19 protein-coding genes are annotated in these 14,554 nt (G+C 74.4%); 12 read left to right on the top strand and 7 right to left on the bottom strand.

Annotated features, from left to right (window positions below; all coding sequences use genetic code 11):
- Window positions 1-100: 100 nt before the first annotated feature.
- Complete coding sequence (locus JQN70_RS19755; protein ID WP_239110382.1) at window positions 101-748, bottom strand: DUF4870 domain-containing protein; 648 nt, start codon at window positions 746-748, stop codon at window positions 101-103.
- A gap of 146 nt (window positions 749-894) precedes the next feature.
- On the opposite strand from JQN70_RS19755, the gene JQN70_RS00760 reads away from it, so the two are divergent.
- Window positions 895-1,203: a TfoX/Sxy family protein gene (locus tag JQN70_RS00760; RefSeq protein WP_204129413.1), complete on the top strand. Its 309-nt coding sequence runs from the start codon at window positions 895-897 to the stop codon at window positions 1,201-1,203.
- On the opposite strand, the gene JQN70_RS00755 is transcribed toward JQN70_RS00760, so the two are convergent.
- Entirely contained in the window at window positions 1,200-2,078 is an 879-nt protein-coding gene (locus JQN70_RS00755) for a DUF3097 domain-containing protein (RefSeq protein WP_204129412.1), read from the bottom strand. The genes JQN70_RS00760 and JQN70_RS00755 overlap by 4 nt on opposite strands.
- Window positions 2,079-2,244: 166 nt before the next feature.
- Here JQN70_RS00755 and hrcA point away from each other — a divergent pair, with 166 nt between their 5' ends.
- The 6 genes from hrcA to JQN70_RS00725 are packed head-to-tail and all read left to right on the top strand — an operon-like array spanning window position 2,245 to window position 6,780.
- Window positions 2,245-3,276, top strand: coding sequence for a heat-inducible transcriptional repressor HrcA (gene hrcA, locus JQN70_RS00750; RefSeq protein WP_204129411.1), 1,032 nt, complete (start codon window positions 2,245-2,247; stop codon window positions 3,274-3,276).
- 37 nt (window positions 3,277-3,313) lie between these two features.
- On the top strand, window positions 3,314-4,441 hold the full coding sequence (gene dnaJ / locus JQN70_RS00745; protein ID WP_204129410.1) for a molecular chaperone DnaJ: 1,128 nt from the start codon (window positions 3,314-3,316) through the stop codon (window positions 4,439-4,441).
- A gap of 15 nt (window positions 4,442-4,456) precedes the next feature.
- Window positions 4,457-5,200 carry a 16S rRNA (uracil(1498)-N(3))-methyltransferase gene (locus JQN70_RS00740; RefSeq protein ID WP_204129409.1) on the top strand — a complete coding sequence of 248 codons (744 nt, stop codon included), beginning with the start codon at window positions 4,457-4,459 and terminating at the stop codon, window positions 5,198-5,200.
- A gap of 30 nt (window positions 5,201-5,230) precedes the next feature.
- A complete protein-coding gene (locus JQN70_RS00735; RefSeq protein WP_204129408.1) occupies window positions 5,231-5,518 on the top strand; it encodes a DUF1905 domain-containing protein in 288 nt (95 codons plus the stop codon).
- 48 nt (window positions 5,519-5,566) lie between these two features.
- Window positions 5,567-5,920, top strand: a complete 354-nt coding sequence (locus JQN70_RS00730) for an ArsR/SmtB family transcription factor (protein WP_204129407.1) — start codon at window positions 5,567-5,569, stop codon at window positions 5,918-5,920.
- Complete coding sequence (locus JQN70_RS00725; RefSeq protein ID WP_204129406.1) at window positions 5,917-6,780, top strand: SRPBCC domain-containing protein; 864 nt, start codon at window positions 5,917-5,919, stop codon at window positions 6,778-6,780. Before JQN70_RS00730 ends, JQN70_RS00725 begins: the two co-directional genes overlap by 4 nt.
- 24 nt (window positions 6,781-6,804) lie before the next feature.
- Here JQN70_RS00725 and JQN70_RS00720 read toward each other — a convergent pair whose 3' ends face one another.
- On the bottom strand, window positions 6,805-7,242 hold the full coding sequence (locus JQN70_RS00720) for a VOC family protein (protein WP_204129405.1): 438 nt from the start codon (window positions 7,240-7,242) through the stop codon (window positions 6,805-6,807).
- Between the two features lie 85 nt (window positions 7,243-7,327).
- Between JQN70_RS00720 and JQN70_RS00715 the strand changes: the two genes are divergently transcribed.
- From JQN70_RS00715 to era, 5 genes are read left to right on the top strand one after another with little or no spacing between them, the layout of a single operon-like run.
- Complete coding sequence (locus tag JQN70_RS00715) at window positions 7,328-7,675, top strand: histidine triad nucleotide-binding protein (RefSeq protein WP_204129404.1); 348 nt, start codon at window positions 7,328-7,330, stop codon at window positions 7,673-7,675.
- A gap of 55 nt (window positions 7,676-7,730) precedes the next feature.
- A complete protein-coding gene (locus tag JQN70_RS00710; protein WP_204129403.1) occupies window positions 7,731-8,819 on the top strand; it encodes a PhoH family protein in 1,089 nt (362 codons plus the stop codon).
- Window positions 8,816-9,283 (top strand): rRNA maturation RNase YbeY, encoded by a 468-nt coding sequence (gene ybeY / locus JQN70_RS00705; RefSeq protein WP_204129402.1) that lies wholly within the window; start codon window positions 8,816-8,818, stop codon window positions 9,281-9,283. The genes JQN70_RS00710 and ybeY overlap by 4 nt, the downstream gene beginning before the upstream one ends.
- A gap of 13 nt (window positions 9,284-9,296) precedes the next feature.
- On the top strand, window positions 9,297-10,589 hold the full coding sequence (locus JQN70_RS00700) for a hemolysin family protein (RefSeq protein WP_204129401.1): 1,293 nt from the start codon (window positions 9,297-9,299) through the stop codon (window positions 10,587-10,589).
- Window positions 10,586-11,527 carry a GTPase Era gene (gene era, locus JQN70_RS00695; protein WP_204129400.1) on the top strand — a complete coding sequence of 314 codons (942 nt, stop codon included), beginning with the start codon at window positions 10,586-10,588 and terminating at the stop codon, window positions 11,525-11,527. The genes JQN70_RS00700 and era overlap by 4 nt, the downstream gene beginning before the upstream one ends.
- A 21-nt stretch (window positions 11,528-11,548) precedes the next feature.
- Here the strand turns inward: era and JQN70_RS20735 are convergent, their stop codons facing one another.
- The 4 genes from JQN70_RS20735 to JQN70_RS20725 all read right to left on the bottom strand — a co-directional run bounded on the left by JQN70_RS20735 (window position 11,549) and on the right by JQN70_RS20725 (window position 14,317).
- Window positions 11,549-12,226 (bottom strand): response regulator transcription factor, encoded by a 678-nt coding sequence (locus JQN70_RS20735; protein ID WP_204129399.1) that lies wholly within the window; start codon window positions 12,224-12,226, stop codon window positions 11,549-11,551.
- Window positions 12,223-12,894, bottom strand: a complete 672-nt coding sequence (locus JQN70_RS00685; protein ID WP_204129398.1) for a helix-turn-helix transcriptional regulator — start codon at window positions 12,892-12,894, stop codon at window positions 12,223-12,225. The genes JQN70_RS20735 and JQN70_RS00685 overlap by 4 nt, the downstream gene beginning before the upstream one ends.
- Window positions 12,894-13,565 carry a helix-turn-helix transcriptional regulator gene (locus tag JQN70_RS20730; RefSeq protein ID WP_204129397.1) on the bottom strand — a complete coding sequence of 224 codons (672 nt, stop codon included), beginning with the start codon at window positions 13,563-13,565 and terminating at the stop codon, window positions 12,894-12,896. The genes JQN70_RS00685 and JQN70_RS20730 overlap by 1 nt, the downstream gene beginning before the upstream one ends.
- 65 nt (window positions 13,566-13,630) lie before the next feature.
- On the bottom strand, window positions 13,631-14,317 hold the full coding sequence (locus JQN70_RS20725; protein ID WP_204129396.1) for a helix-turn-helix transcriptional regulator: 687 nt from the start codon (window positions 14,315-14,317) through the stop codon (window positions 13,631-13,633).
- Between the last annotated feature and the right edge of the window lie 237 nt (window positions 14,318-14,554).

The following is a 14,554-nucleotide window of genomic DNA, read 5'->3' as shown; positions in this document are numbered from 1 at the left end:
GGGGGCCCGCCCCGGGGGGGGGGGGCGCCCCCCCCCGCGGGGGGGGGGGGGGCGCCGCCCCCCCGGGGGGGCCGGGGGGCCCGCCCCACGGGCCGGTGGGTCAGCGGACGAACTTCGGCGTCAGCGGCGGGTCCCACCACTCGCCGTTGTTGGCCTTGACCATGCCGACGATGTGGACGATGACGGCGAACACCCAGGCCGCGGCGAAGGTGAGGAAGCCGACGAGGACGAACATCAGCGGGATCGAGACGATGAAGACGATGCCGACGATGATCTGGACGTTCAGCGCGTTGGCCGTGTGGGCCCGCACGAACGGCCCGCGGTCGCGGACGACGAGGTACATGACGAGCGCCGCGACGAAGGACAGGAAGCCGCCGCTGAAGACGGTGGCCGCCAGCGCGATGCCATGGGCCGCCATCCCCCAGGTCTTCTCCTCCTGCGGGGACATCGGGGCCGACGAGCCGGCACCGGTGGTCGGGTAGGGCTGCTGGTACGCCGGCGGGCCGCCGACGGCCTGCGGTGCCGCGTACTGGGGCTCCGGCGGGGGCGGGGGGACCTCGCCGGTGGCGGGGGTCTCCCAGCCGGGCGCGGGGGCCGGCGGCGTCGGGGGCTCGGGGGCGGCGACCGGCTCGGCGGGGGCCGGGGGTGCCGGCACCTCGGCGGTGGGGTCGTTCGCGGGCGGGGGCGGGGGGACGACCGCCGTCGGGTCGCCCTGGGGGGCGTCCTCGCGCGGGGTGTTCTCGCTCATTGCTCCTCCTCGGTGGGTTCCTGGTCCCATCGAACACCCGACGCGGGCGCCGCCCAAGGGGTTCCGGGGGCGCGTCGGGGTCGGCTTCGGGGTCCGGTCAGGGCCGACCCCTACCGCGGGCGACCGTGCGCGGCCAGACTGGCCCCGTGGAGCTGCTCGAGCGCGTGCGCGCCGGCCTGCCGCCGGCCGAGGAGAAGCGGATGTTCGGCGGCGTGGCCTTCATGGTCGACGGCGCCCTGGCCTGCTCGCTCAGCCCGCGCGGGCTGCTCGTGCGCACCGGACCCGAGGCCTTCGACGCCGCCGCCGGGCGCCCCGGCGTCCAGCCGATGGTCATGGGCGGGCGGGCCAGCCGGTCGTGGGTTGAGGTCGACCTCGCGGTCCTCGAGGACGCCGACGTCCTGCGCGAGTGGCTCGACGTCGGGGTCGCGGCCGCCCGGGCCGCCGGCGGGTCCTAAGAACCCGGCGCCGTCACGAAGTCGATCAGCTCCTCGACCCGGCCGAGGAGCTCGGGCTCGAGGTCGGTCCAGGAGCCGACGGAGGCGAGGATGCGCCGCCACGCCCGGGCCATGTCGGCCTGGGTGTCGTGCGGCCACCCGAGGTGCGCCGCGACGCCGTGCTTCCACGACGTCTCGCGCGGGACGACCGGCCAGGCGTCCATCCCGAGCCGCCCCGGCTTCACCGACTGCCAGACGTCGACGTAGGGGTGGCCGACGACGAGCACGTGCGGCGCCCAGGGCTGCAGGCCCCGGGCCGCCTCGACGACCCGGGTCTCCTTGCTGCCGGGGACGAGGTGGTCGACGAGCACGCCCATCCGGCGGCCGGGGCCGGGGTCGAAGTCGCGGATGGCCCCGGCGAGGTCGTCGACCCCGTCGAGCATCTCGACGACGACCCCCTCGACGCGCAGGTCGTCGCCCCAGACCTTCTCGACGAGCTCGGCGTCGTGCTTGCCCTCGACGAAGATCCGCGAGCCGCTGGCGACCCGGGCGCGCTGCCCGTGGACGGCGCGCGACCCGCTCGCCGTCCGGTCGGTGGCGGCCCGAGCGGCGTCGAGGCGAACCCGGGCCGCGGCCTGCGGCGGCACGAGGCGCACGGGGGAGCCGTCGACGAGGAAGCCGGGTCCGAGGGGGAAGCCGCGCACGCGACCCCGGCGGTCCTCGAGATGGACGACGTGCACCCCACCGGCCTTCTCGACCCGGACGACCGCCCCGACCCAGCCGGTCTCGACCTCCTCGACGACCGTGCCCGGCTCGGCGGGCAGGTCGACCGAGCGCCCGCGCGCCGGTCGCCTCCAGTCGCCCGCGAGCACGTCGGCGCCGTACCTGTCCGTCACGGCCGCGAGGCTAGCCCCACCCGGGCCGCACCCCGCGGACCGCCGCGCCCCGCCCCGCTCCGGCTTTCGCACGATCCGGCCCGACCCCGTAGGATTGGCACTCGGACGGCGAGAGTGCCAACCCCCCGCCGCCGACCCGACCCGACGAGCGCCCGGAGGTGGACCGATGAGCGAGGACCGTCGCCTGCGCGTCCTGCGGGCCATCGTCCAGGACTACGTCCAGACCTCCGAGCCGGTCGGCTCCAAGGCCCTCCTCGACCGCCACCACCTCGGGGTCTCGGCCGCGACCGTCCGCAACGACATGGCCGCGCTCGAGGAGGAGGGGCTGATCGCCGCGCCGCACACCAGCGCCGGGCGCATCCCCACCGACGCCGGCTACCGCGTCTTCGTCGACCGGCTCTCGCAGGTCAAACCGATGAGCCCCGCCGAGCAGCGCGCCATCGGCAGCCTGCTCGAGGGCGCCGTCGACCTCGACGACGTCGTCGACCGCACCGTGCGCCTGCTCGCCTCGCTGACCCGCCAGGTCGCGGTCGTCCAGTACCCGTCCCTGTCGCGCTCGTCGGTGCGCCACGTCGAGCTCGTGCCCATCGGCGGTCCGCGCCTGCTCGTCGTCCTCATCACGACCACCGGGCGGGTCGAGCAGCGGGTCGTCGACGTCGGCACCGACCTGCTCACCCCGGACGGCGAGGCCACCCTCGCCACCCTGCGCACCGAGCTCAACGCCGCGACGGGCGGGCGCGTGCTCGCCGACGCCTCCTCCGAGCTCGCCTCGGTGCCCGAGCGGCTCGACCCGGGTGTCCGCGACGTCTGCCGGGCGGTCGTCACCGCCCTCGAGGACTCGCTCGTCGAGGAGCGCGAGGAGCGGGTCGTCCTCGCCGGCACGGCCAACCTCACCCGAGCCGGCGCCGACTTCACCCAGAGCATCGGCCCGGTGCTCGAGGCGCTCGAGGAGCACGTCGTCCTCCTGCGCCTGCTCGGCACCGTCGCCGAGCAGGGCGGCACGCTCGCGGTCCGCATCGGGCACGAGAACCCCTACGCCGGGCTCCAGTCCACCTCGATGGTGACGACGGGCTACGGCGCGGGCTCCGACCTCGTCGCCGGGCTCGGCGTCGTCGGGCCGACCCGCATGGACTACCCCTCGACGATGGCGGCCGTGCGCGCCGTCGCCACGTACGTCTCCCGCATCCTCGCCGACTGAGGCGAGCCACCCACCGACCACGGAGGACCCCCCACCCGTGAACGACTACTACGCCGACCTCGGGGTCGCGCGCGACGCGAGCCCCGAGGACATCAAGCGGGCCTACCGACGGGCCGCCCGCCGGCTCCACCCGGACGTCAACCCGGGACCGGAGGCCGAGGAGCAGTTCAAGAAGGTCTCGCAGGCCTACGACGTGCTCTCCGACGCCGAGAAGCGCCGCTCCTACGACATGGGCGCCGACCCGTACTCCAACGGCGCCGCGAGCTTCGGCCAGGGCTTCTCGTTCAGCGACATCATGGACGCGTTCTTCGGCGGGCAGGCCCCGGGTGGGGCCGCCGGACCGCGCTCGCGTACCACGCGCGGGCAGGACGCGCTCGTCCGGCTCGACCTCGACCTCGCCGACGCGGTCTTCGGCGGCGAGAAGGAGCTGACCGTCGACACCGCGGTCGCCTGCGGCACCTGCCACGGCGACGGACGCCAGCCCGGCACCGGCGCCCGCACCTGCGACGTCTGCGAGGGCCGCGGCGAGATCCGCCAGGTGCAGCGCAGCTTCCTCGGCCAGGTGATGACCACCCGGCCCTGCATGACCTGCCAGGGCTTCGGCGAGATCATCACCGACCCCTGCTACGAGTGCAGCGGCGACGGCCGGGTCCGCACCCGCCGCACCCTGACCCTCAAGGTGCCGGCCGGCGTCGACACCGGCACCCGCATCCAGCTCGCCGGCGAGGGCGAGGTCGGCCACGGCGCCGGCCCGGCCGGTGACCTGTACGTCGAGGTCGCCGTGCGCCGGCACCCGGTGTTCCAGCGCCGCGGCGACGACCTGCACGCCACCATCGAGCTGCCGATGACCGCCGCCGCGCTCGGGGCGACCCTGTCGATGGACACCTTCGACGGCTCCCACGAGCTCGACATCAAGCGGGGCACCCAGTCCGGCGACACCATCACGCTGCGCCAGCTCGGGGTCACCCATCTGCGCGGTGGGGGTCGCGGCGACGTCGTCGTCCACACGATCGTCCAGACGCCGACCAGGCTCGACCCCGAGCAGGAGGAGCTGCTGCGCCGGCTGGCCACCGCCCGCGGCGAGGAGCGTCCCGAGGGTCGGGTCGCCAACCCCACCGAGGGCACCCTGTTCGGCAAGCTGCGTGACGCCTTCAAGGCCCGCTGAGCCGGATCCTTCGCGATGACGCTGCCCGTCCACCTCGTCGCGCCGGGGTCCCTCGACGCCGTCGCGGTCGGCGGCGTCGTCCGGCTCGACGGCCCGGAGGGGCGCCACGCGGTGGCGGTGCGCCGCACGCGCGTGGGGGAGCGGCTCACGCTCGCCGACGGCGCCGGCCGCTCGGTCGAGGGCGAGGTGGCGCACGTCGAGCGGGACTCCCTCGACGTGCGCGTCGAGCTGGTGCGCGACGAGCCCGAGCCGAACCCCCGGTTCGTCCTCGTCCAGGCCCTGGCCAAGGGCGACCGCGACGACCAGGCGGTCGAGGCGGCCACCGAGTGCGGGGTCGACGAGGTCGTGCCCTGGCAAGCGGCGCGCAGCATCGTCCAGTGGCGCGGGGAGCGCGGCGAGAAGGCCCGGCGGAAGTGGGACGCCGTGCTCGTCGCGGCCACCAAGCAGTCGCGCCGCACCCGTCGCCCGGTGCTCGGGCCGACGTCCACCACGGCCGACCTCGTGGCCCGGACCCCGGAGGCGGCCCTCGTCCTCGTGCTCCACGAGGACGCCACCGAGCCGTTGGCCGGGGTGTCCGTGCCGGACGCCGGCGACGTGCTCGTCGTCGTCGGCCCGGAGGGCGGCATCGCGCCCGACGAGGTCGCGGCGCTCGAGGCGGCCGGGGCGCGGACCGTGCGCCTCGGCTCGACGGTGCTGCGCGCCTCGAGCGCCGGGCCGGCCGCGCTCGCCGTGCTCAGCGCGGCGTCTCGCTGGCGCTGAGGGTCGGTGTCCCGGCCTAGGGTGGCCGGCATGGAGCTGGAGTTCTCCGGCGAGGTCGTCGAGTGGCGGGGGCCGGCGCCGCACCACTTCGTCGTGGTGCCCGGGCCGGAGGCCGAGCGGATCCACGAGGTCGCTCGCCTCGCGACGTACGGGTGGGGGTGCATCCCGGTCACCGGGCGCGTGGGGGGCACCGACTTCACCACCTCGCTCTTCCCCAAGGACGGCGGCTACCTCGTGCCGCTCAAGGCGGCCGTGCGCCGCCGGGAGCAGGTCGGGCTGGGCGACAACGTCACCCTCCGGATCGCCCTCGATGTCTGAGCCGTCTGGCCCTTGACATCCTTGCCAATATCGGCAACTGTTGCTCACATGGTCGAGGACGAGCAGGCGCTGGCCGGGGTGCTCCGCGCCCTCGCCGACCCGGTCCGCCTCTCCGTCGTCGAGACCCTCGGCCACGGGCCGCGGGCCGCCGGAGAGCTCGCCGAGCTCGCGGGCGTCTCGGCCCCGACGATGAGCAAGCACCTGCGCACCCTGCTGCGAGCCGGGGTCGTCGTCGACGAGCGCCGCGCGGAGGACGCGCGGCTGCGCATCTTCCGGCTGCGGGGCGACTCGGTGGTGGCGGTGCGGGCCTGGCTCGACCAGGTGCAGGCCGGCTGGGACGAGCAGCTCGCGGCGTTCGCGAGGCACGTGGAGGACCGACGAGAGGACGGGGTGGACCGATGACCGGTACGGGGACGGACGAGGCGATGTCGACGAGCTCGGAGGTGGAGGTGCCGGTGTCGCCGGCCGTCGCGTTCGCCGCCTTCACCGACGAGCTCGACCTGTGGTGGGTGCGCGGGCCGATCAACCACTTCGACGGGGGGCGGCTGCGCGAGATGCGCTGCGAGCCCGAGGTCGGCGGGCGGCTGCTCGAGGTCTACGACGAGGCCGGGGACGACGTCCTCGAGCTGGCGCGCGTGACGGCCTGGGAGCCGGGCAGCCGACTGGCGCTGCAGAGCTCGCTGGACGACGTCGCCACCGAGGTCACCTTCGAGCCGGTGGGGGAGGGCACCCGGGTGCGTGTCGTCGCCACCGTGCCGGCCGGTGGCCGTGACGCAGGGGGCAGCGTCTGGGTGCGAGTGCTCGGGAAGTGGTTCGGGCCGTGGTGCGCCCGGCGCGAGGGCGCGTCCCGCGGGGTGCGCGACATCGGGCGGCTCGCCCTGACGGTGCGCTACGCCCGCCCCGCCGCGGCGGCGCGCTGGTTGGCCGACGTGTTCGGTTTCGAGGCGCCGGAGCCGCTGCCCGAGGGGCCGGACCCGTTGCCGCACACCGACTACGGCCACCCGTGGCTCGAGCTGCGGGCGGGTGGTGCGTCCGTCGTCGTCGAGCCGCTGCCCGAGGGCGTCGCGGCCGGGCCGGGCGACACCGCCGACCTGCCGTGGGTGTACGTCGACGACGTCGAGGCGACCCACCGACGGGTCCGCGAACGCGGCGGCGCCGAGGCCGCCGGGGACCTCGAGAGCCCGTGGGGCCTGCCGTTCTTCGAGGCGCGCGACCCCGAGGGTCGTCGCTGGCGGTTCGTGCAGGCCCGACCGACGATGTGACCCCACCCGGTGGCGGCGGCGTCGTCAGACGACGCAGAGCTCGTTGCCCTCGGGGTCGGCGAGCACGACGTGGTCGAGGGCGCCGGCGTGCTCGAGCTCCTCGACGACGGTGGCGCCGGCGGCGACCAGCCGCTCGACCGTGGCCGCTATGGCCGCCCGCCGCTCGTCGGCCGGCCGGTGCCGCCCGCCGCTGACCTGCAGGTCGAGGTGCACCCGGTTCTTGGCGACCTTCGGCTCCGGCACGGCGAGGAAGGTGACCTGCGGCAGCACCCCCTCGGGGTCGACGAGCGAGGCGCCCTGGTCGCGCTCGTCGTCGGGCACGTCGAACGCGCGGAACCAGTCGTCCCACGTCGCGAAGCCCGTGGGCGGCGGGGCGTCGACGTAGCCGAGCGCCTCCCGCCAGAACCGGGCCACCCGTGGGGCGTCCGTGCAGTCGACCGTCAGCGTCCAGCGCACCGTCATCGTCGTCCTCCCTCGTCGAGGTGGCCAGTCCAGCACCGGCCACCGACACCCGCCACCGGGTGCCGTGGGGCCTAGGGTCGAGGTCATGAGCGAGACCCAGGACTGCCTCTTCTGCCGCATCGTCGCCGGCGAGGTGCCGGCCGACGTCGTCGCCGAGACCGAGCACTCGCTGGCCTTCCGCGACATCAGCCCGCAGGCGCCCACGCACGCGCTCGTCGTCCCCCGGCGGCACGTGCCGGACGCCGCGTCGCTCGCGGTGGCGTCCCCCGACGAGCTCGCCGACGTCGTCGCGCTCGCCGCGCGGGTGGCCGAGGGTGACGGGCTGCCCGGCTACCGGCTCGTCGCCAACACCGGCGCCGCGGCCCAGCAGACCGTCTTCCACTGCCACGTGCACGTCCTCGGGGGCCGCGAGCTCACCTGGCCGCCCGGCTGACCGGCCCGGATCTCGCGTGCCCCGCGTCGGTGCCGGACCGTAGACTGGTTCCACGATGTCTGACGCCCATACCGACGAGCCCGTCGTGCCCACCGGCCCCGCCTCGCACCCCCACGTGCCCCAGCACACCGTGACCATCCCCGCCGACGTCCAGATGGTCACCCTGCTCGGCCCCCGCGACGAGCTGCTGCGCACGATGGAGCGCCAGTTCCCCCAGGTCGAGATCCACGTCCGCGGCAACGAGTTCCACATCGGCGGCCCGAGCGCCGAGGTCGCCCTCGTCGAGCGCCTCCTCGACGAGCTCCTCGACGTCATCGACGGCGGCCAGCCGCTCAACCGCGACGCCGTCGAGCGCTCGATCCAGATGCTGCGCGCCCAGACCGTCGAGCGGCCCGCCGACGTGCTGACGATGAACATCGTCTCCAACCGCGGCCGCACCATCCGCCCCAAGACGCTCAACCAGAAGCGCTACGTCGACGCCATCGACGAGAACACCATCGTCTTCGGCATCGGCCCGGCCGGCACCGGCAAGACCTACCTCGCGATGGCCAAGGCGGTCGCGGCGCTGCAGGCCAAGCAGGTCAACCGGATCATCCTCACCCGGCCGGCCGTCGAGGCGGGGGAGCGGCTGGGGTTCCTGCCGGGCACGCTCAACGACAAGATCGACCCCTACCTGCGCCCGCTCTACGACGCGCTGCACGACATGGTCGACCCCGAGTCCATCCCCAAGCTCATGGCCTCCGGCACCATCGAGGTCGCCCCCCTGGCATACATGCGGGGCCGTACGTTGAACGACGCGTTCATCATCCTCGACGAGGCGCAGAACACCTCCGCCGAGCAGATGAAGATGTTCCTCACCCGCCTCGGCTTCGGCTCGAAGATGGTCGTCACCGGCGACGTCACCCAGGTCGACCTGCCCGGCGGCACGCAGAGCGGCCTGCGCATCGTGCGCGACATCCTCAACGACATCGACGACGTCCACTTCTCCGAGCTCACCGCCGTCGACGTCGTCCGGCACCGCCTCGTCGGGCACATCGTCGACGCCTACGGCAAGTGGGACGCGTTGCAGCAGAAGGGTCCTCGTCGGGCGCCGCAGCGCAGCACCCCCCGTCGCGCCGAGCAGCAGGACCGGCCGGGCTCGTGAGCATCGACGTCCTCAACGAGACCGAGGTCGCCGTCGACGAGCTCGAGCTCGTCCACTGCGCCCAGTACGTCCTCGAGCAGATGAAAGTCCACCCGCAGGCCGACCTCTGCCTGCGCCTCGTCGACGAGGCGGCCATGGAGACCCTCCACGTGCAGTGGATGGACCTCCCGGGCCCCACCGACGTCATGAGCTTCCCGATGGACGAGCTGCGCCCGGGCCGCGACGGCGTGCCGCCGGAGGAGGGCGTGCTCGGCGACATCGTCCTGTGCCCCACCGTCGCCGCGAAGCAGGCCCGCGACGCCGGCCACGCCACCGAGGAGGAGCTGCTCCTGCTCACGACGCACGGCATCCTCCACCTCCTGGGCTTCGACCACGCCGAGCCGGACGAGGAGAAGGAGATGTTCGAGCTCCAGCGCCAGCTGCTGCTCACCTTCCTCGCGACCCGCGGCCGTCCGGGCGCCTGAGCCGGGGCGCCCCATGACCCGGCTCGTCGTCGCGGCGGTCCTCGCCACCGTCGTCGCCTTCCTCATCTCCATGGGCGAGTCCGCCTTCCAGCGGATGTCGCGGGTGCGCGCCGAGGAGCTCGCCGAGGAGGGCCGCCCCGGCGCGCTCGCCCTCGTGCGGGTCGTCGGCGACACCGCCGCCTACCTCTCGGTCCTGTCCTTCCTCCGGGTCATCGCCGAGTCGACCGCGGCGGTGATGGTCACCCTCGCCGCCGTCGCCCTCGTCGAGGGCACCTGGCAGCCGTTCCTCGTGGCCATCGCCGTCATGGCGCTCATCAGCTTCGCCATCGTCGGCGTCTCGCCGGGGACGCTCGGGCGACAGCACAGCACCCGCGTCGCGCTGCTGGCCGCCCCGGTCGCCCTCTGGCTGCGCCGGGTGCTCGGCCCCTTCTCGCGCCTGCTCATCGCCCTGACCAACGCCGTCACCCCCGGAAAGGGGTTCCGCGACGGGCCGTTCGAGAGCGAGTCCGAGCTGCGCGACCTCGTCGACATGGCCCGCGAGAACCGCCTCATCGAGGCCGACGAGCGGGAGATGATCCACTCCGTCTTCGAGCTCGGCGACACCTTCACCCGTGAGGTGATGGTGCCGCGCACCGACATGGTGGCCATCGACGACGACCGCGTCTGCCGGCAGGCGATGAAGCTGTTCATCCGCTCGGGGTTCTCGCGCATCCCCGTCGTCGGCGAGAGCGTCGACGACGTCGTCGGGGTGCTCTACCTCAAGGACGTCGTCGAGCGGACCAACGCCGACCCCGCCGCCGCCACCCTGCCCGTCACCTCGCTCATGCGGCCGGTGCGGTTCGTGCCCGACAGCAAGCCGGTCGACGCGCTGATGCGCGAGATGCAGCGCGAGCAGGCGCACCTGGCCGTCGTCGTCGACGAGTACGGCGGCACGGCGGGCATCGTCACCATCGAGGACATCCTCGAGGAGATCGTCGGCGAGATCACCGACGAGTACGACCGCGAGGCGCCCGAGGTCGAGGACCTCGGCGACGGGCGGCTGCGGGTGTCGGCGACGATGCACGTCGACGACCTCGCCGAGCTGCTCGACGTCGACCTCGACGACGACGAGGTCGACACCGTCGGTGGCCTCATCGGCAAGGCCACCGGGCTCGTGCCCATCGTCGGGTCGAGCTGCGAGGTCGAGGGGCTGCGGCTCACGGCCGAGCGCATGTCCGGGCGGCGCCACCGCGTCGCCACGGTCCTCGTCGAGCGGGTGGCCCCCGAGCCGGCCGACGACCCCGAGCTCGAGGAGAGCGTGTCATGAGCCAGACCACGGATCCCCCTGCGGGAGAGGGGTACGTCGCGGGTTTCGCGTGCTTCGTCGGCCGCCCGAACGCCGGGAAGTCGACGCTGACCAACGCGCTCGTCGGGCAGAAGGTCGCGATCACCTCCAGCAAGCCGCAGACGACGCGGCACACCATCCGCGGCATCGTCACCACCGAGACCAGCCAGCTCGTGCTCGTCGACACCCCGGGCCTGCACCGGCCGCGCACCCTCCTCGGCCAGCGGCTCAACGACCTCGTCCGCGAGACGCTGCTCGAGGTCGACGTCATCGGGTTCTGCCTGCCTGCCGACCAACGCGTGGGGCCGGGCGACCAGTTCATCGCCCACGAGCTCGCGGAGCTGCGCCGCGGCAAGCGCACGCCGGTCGTCGCCATCGCGACCAAGTCCGACGCGGTCGACAAGCGGCGCCTCGCCGAGCACCTCATCGCCGTCGACCAGCTCGGCGACTGGGACGCGATCGTGCCGTGCTCGGCCGCCCGCGGGGACCAGGTCGACGACGTCGCGTCGGTGCTCTCCGGCTACCTGCCGCCCTCGCCCGGGCCGCTGTACCCGGACGGCCAGCTCACCGACGAGCCGGAGGCCGTCATGGTCGCCGAGCTCGTCCGCGAGGCCGCGCTCGAGGGGGTCCGCGACGAGCTGCCGCACAGCCTCGCCGTCGTCGTCGAGGAGATGGTGCCGCGCGAGGGGCGTCCCGCCGACGACCCGATGCTCGACGTGCGCGTCCACGTGTTCGTCGAGCGTGACAGCCAGAAGGCCATCGTCATCGGCCGGGGCGGGTCGCGCCTGCGCGAGGTCGGGACGAACGCGCGCCAGGGCATCGAGGCGCTGCTGGGCACGCGCGTGCACCTCGACCTGCACGTCAAGGTCGCCAAGGACTGGCAGCGCGACCCCAAGCAGCTCCAGCGCCTCGGGTTCTGAGGGGCCGTCCGGCGGCGGGCCTCAGCCCGCGCCGACGAGCATGGCGATGGCGTGCGAGCGGCTCCGGGCCCCGAGCCACCCGACGATCGCTCGCACCTCGTCGGACACCAGCCGCGTGCTGACCGACAGCTCCTCGGCGATCTCTCGGTCCGTCCGGCCCTTCACGAGATGCACCGCGACGCGGAAGCGTCTGTCGGGCAGTGGTTCCCGTAGCCCGGCTTCCCGCCACGGCAGGGCGGAGTCCCAGGTCTCGATGAACGCGGCGCAGGCGAGGGCGACGAGGTCCGGGTCGTCCGTGCCCCACGCACCGACGCCGAGGTCGGGCGACAGCGCGGAACCGGCGACGACCGCGTACCGCTCGTCCATCACCAGCAGGGGGCTGAGCGACGGTCCCACCCGCAGCGTCGGCTCGAACGTGGTCGCCAGCGGTTGCTGACGCGCAGCCGACGGCGAGAGCACCGAGCGCTCCTCGATGCCGCGGGCTCGCGAGGCCTCGTCGAGCGCACGCGTCACGAGCATCTGGGAGACGTTGACCTGCAGCTTCATCGCCCAGACGCTGTGCCGCGTCGCCGCTTCGAGCTCGGCGAAGCTGTTCGCGAGGGCGGCGCCCTCACCGAGCGGCACGAGGACGGGGTCGCCTCGGTCGACGAGGGGCGGGACCGTGTCGAGATAGGTGCGGTACGCAGGGCCGGGCCTCACGCCGCCCCCACGAGCATCGCGACGGCGTGGGTCCGGTTGCGGGCACCGAGCCAGTCGATGATGGCCCGGACCTCGGCCGAGACCGTGCGCTCACCGACGCCGAGCTCGGCGGCGATCTCTCGGTCGGTGTTGCCGTCCATGAGGAGCGCGGCGACCCGGAACCGCCGGTCCGGAAGCGGCGGGAGCAGCCCCGCCTCCGGCCAAGGGAGGGCGGCGTCCCAGACCTCGAGGAAGGCCGCGCAGGCCAGGGCGACCACGTCGGGGTCCTCCGTCCCGTACGGCGTCGGCATCTGGTGGACGCCGATGGGTCCCTGCACCATGGCGTAGCTCCGGTCGGACACGATGACCGGGACGACCACGGGAGCCACGCGCAGCGATGGTTCGACGGTCGTCCAGAGCGGCGACGCCAACGCCGCCCGACGCGGGACGACACTGCGCTCCTCGATGCCTCGCGCGCGGGTCCGGCGGTCGATCTCCCAGACCGACCGGGTGAGCGAGAGCTGGGTGCTGCGCTGCATGTTCCACACGCTCGTGGTGGTGCGCGCCTCGAGCCACTCCAGGATCTCCCCGAGATGGCGGGGGTCGCCCAGCGACGTGAGCGCGGGATCGTCGCGCGCGGCGAGCCGCTCGACGGTGTCGACCAGGGCCGTGACGGCGGAGTCGCGCATCAGGCCGCCCCGACGAGCATGGCGACGGCGTGGGTGCGGTTGCGGGCGCCGAGCCAGTCGACGATGGCCCGGACCTCGCCCGAGACGGTGCGCTCGCCGATGCCCAGCCGCTCGGCGATGGCCCGGTCCGACCAGCCTGCGAGCAGGTCGAGGGCCACCTCGAAGCGGCGTGGGGGGAGCGGCGGCCGCAGCCCGACCTCCTGCCACGGGACCGCCGACTCCCAGGTCTCGAGGAACGCCGCGCGCGCCAGCGCGACGACCTCGGGGTCGTCGCTGAGGTAGGCGCTCCACGTGGTCGGGGACCCCGGGAGCCCGGGCACGAGGACCCGGCGGTCGTCGAGGACCATCAGCTGGGTGGCGACGGGGGCGAGGCGCACGTCGGGGTCGAAGCTCGTGAGCAACGGGTTGTTCGCCGCCCCGCGGCGCTCGTGGACCATCCGCTCGTCGACGCCCCGGGCGCGCGTGGTGTGGTCGAGGCCGCGGGTCTGTCGGCTGAACGACGGAGCCAGCTGCACCTGCATGTTCCACAGGCTGTGGCGGGTGCCGGCCTCGAGCTCGGCGAAGACCCGCGGCAGCCCACTGCGCTCGCCGAGCCAGCGGAAGGGCCCGCCCGGGCGCTGCAGCAGCGGGGGGAGTGCGGCGAGGAAGGCGGCGACGGCGGGCCCGGGCACCGAGGGTTCCTTCCTGACGACGACGAGGCCATCCTACGAGCGAACCCGCTGTCGCGCACGAGGTCTCAGGGCCCGGCGTCACCGATGAGCGCGATGGCGTGCGCGCGGTTGCGGGCTCCGAGCCGGCGGATGATCTCGCCGACCTCGTGCGACACGGTGCGCTCGGACACCCCCATCGACCGGGCGATCTCGCGGTCGCTCGCGCCGTCGGTGAGGAGGAACGCGACGTCGACCATCCGCCGGGTGAAGCGGGGCACGCCGTCGGGATGGGGGTCGGTGGCGGCCCGCCAGACGGCGTCGAAGACCCGGATCGCGCCGTCGACCACCTGGGGCGCGGTGCTCGTCCAGACCTCGCCGGCCAGCTGGTGCCCGGGGGGCGCGCCGACGAAGACCGCGCGGGTGTCGACGACGAGCAGCGGGGCGACGACGGGGTGGTTGCGGAAGTACGGGAAGTGGTGGCTCGACAGCAGCGGCAGCCGGGACGCGGCCAGCCGGTCGGCCACGTACCGGGCGTCGATGCCCCGCCGCCGCGACACCTCGGCGATCGGGCGGGCCATCCGCACCTCCGACCACGTGGGGCGGAAGGTCATGTGCCACACGCTGCGCTTCACCGAGCCCGCGAGCGAGCCCACCCCCTCGTCGAACGCGGGCGCCAGGTCGCCGAGCGGGACCATCCGCCGGTCGCCGTCCGTCGCGAGCCCGTGCACCCACCGGAAGAACGCCGCGGCATCCTCGCCGCCCCCGGTCCCCACCTGACCACACCGCCGTTCCCCGGTCGTCACCTGCGAGTTCTCGCAACTCGGGTGGCGCCCGTCCGGGCGCAGGCCCCAGAGTAATGGGGCGACGGCCGCCGCTCCCGGTGGGTCGTCGCGCCACGTGAGGACCTCCGGGGCGGAGAGCAGGCGTGGCCGGGTGCACCATTCCAGGGGTGGGGGTGCCCCGGCCCCCCCACCGCGCGGGCGCCGGTCCCGTTTCAGCCCGTCCACGTG

The sequence above is a fragment of the Phycicoccus sonneratiae genome (assembly GCF_016887965.1).
In the GTDB taxonomy this organism is placed as follows: Bacteria; Actinomycetota; Actinomycetes; order Actinomycetales; family Dermatophilaceae; genus Phycicoccus; species Phycicoccus sonneratiae.
This window is presented reverse-complemented; position numbering and strand designations above follow the sequence as displayed.

Coding starts and splice junctions, on each gene's coding strand:
- JQN70_RS00715 (WP_204129404.1), top strand. CDS start 7,328: ATGAGCGAGACCCAGGACTGCCTCTTCTGCCGCATCGTCGCCGGCGAG.
- JQN70_RS00700 (WP_204129401.1), top strand. CDS start 9,297: ATGACCCGGCTCGTCGTCGCGGCGGTCCTCGCCACCGTCGTCGCCTTC.
- JQN70_RS00730 (WP_204129407.1), top strand. CDS start 5,567: ATGGTCGAGGACGAGCAGGCGCTGGCCGGGGTGCTCCGCGCCCTCGCC.
- JQN70_RS00740 (WP_204129409.1), top strand. CDS start 4,457: ATGACGCTGCCCGTCCACCTCGTCGCGCCGGGGTCCCTCGACGCCGTC.
- hrcA (WP_204129411.1), top strand. CDS start 2,245: ATGAGCGAGGACCGTCGCCTGCGCGTCCTGCGGGCCATCGTCCAGGAC.
- JQN70_RS19755 (WP_239110382.1), bottom strand. CDS start 748: ATGAGCGAGAACACCCCGCGCGAGGACGCCCCCCAGGGCGACCCGACG.
- JQN70_RS00735 (WP_204129408.1), top strand. CDS start 5,231: ATGGAGCTGGAGTTCTCCGGCGAGGTCGTCGAGTGGCGGGGGCCGGCG.
- JQN70_RS00710 (WP_204129403.1), top strand. CDS start 7,731: ATGTCTGACGCCCATACCGACGAGCCCGTCGTGCCCACCGGCCCCGCC.
- JQN70_RS00720 (WP_204129405.1), bottom strand. CDS start 7,242: ATGACGGTGCGCTGGACGCTGACGGTCGACTGCACGGACGCCCCACGG.
- JQN70_RS00685 (WP_204129398.1), bottom strand. CDS start 12,894: ATGCGCGACTCCGCCGTCACGGCCCTGGTCGACACCGTCGAGCGGCTC.
- JQN70_RS00725 (WP_204129406.1), top strand. CDS start 5,917: ATGACCGGTACGGGGACGGACGAGGCGATGTCGACGAGCTCGGAGGTG.
- era (WP_204129400.1), top strand. CDS start 10,586: ATGAGCCAGACCACGGATCCCCCTGCGGGAGAGGGGTACGTCGCGGGT.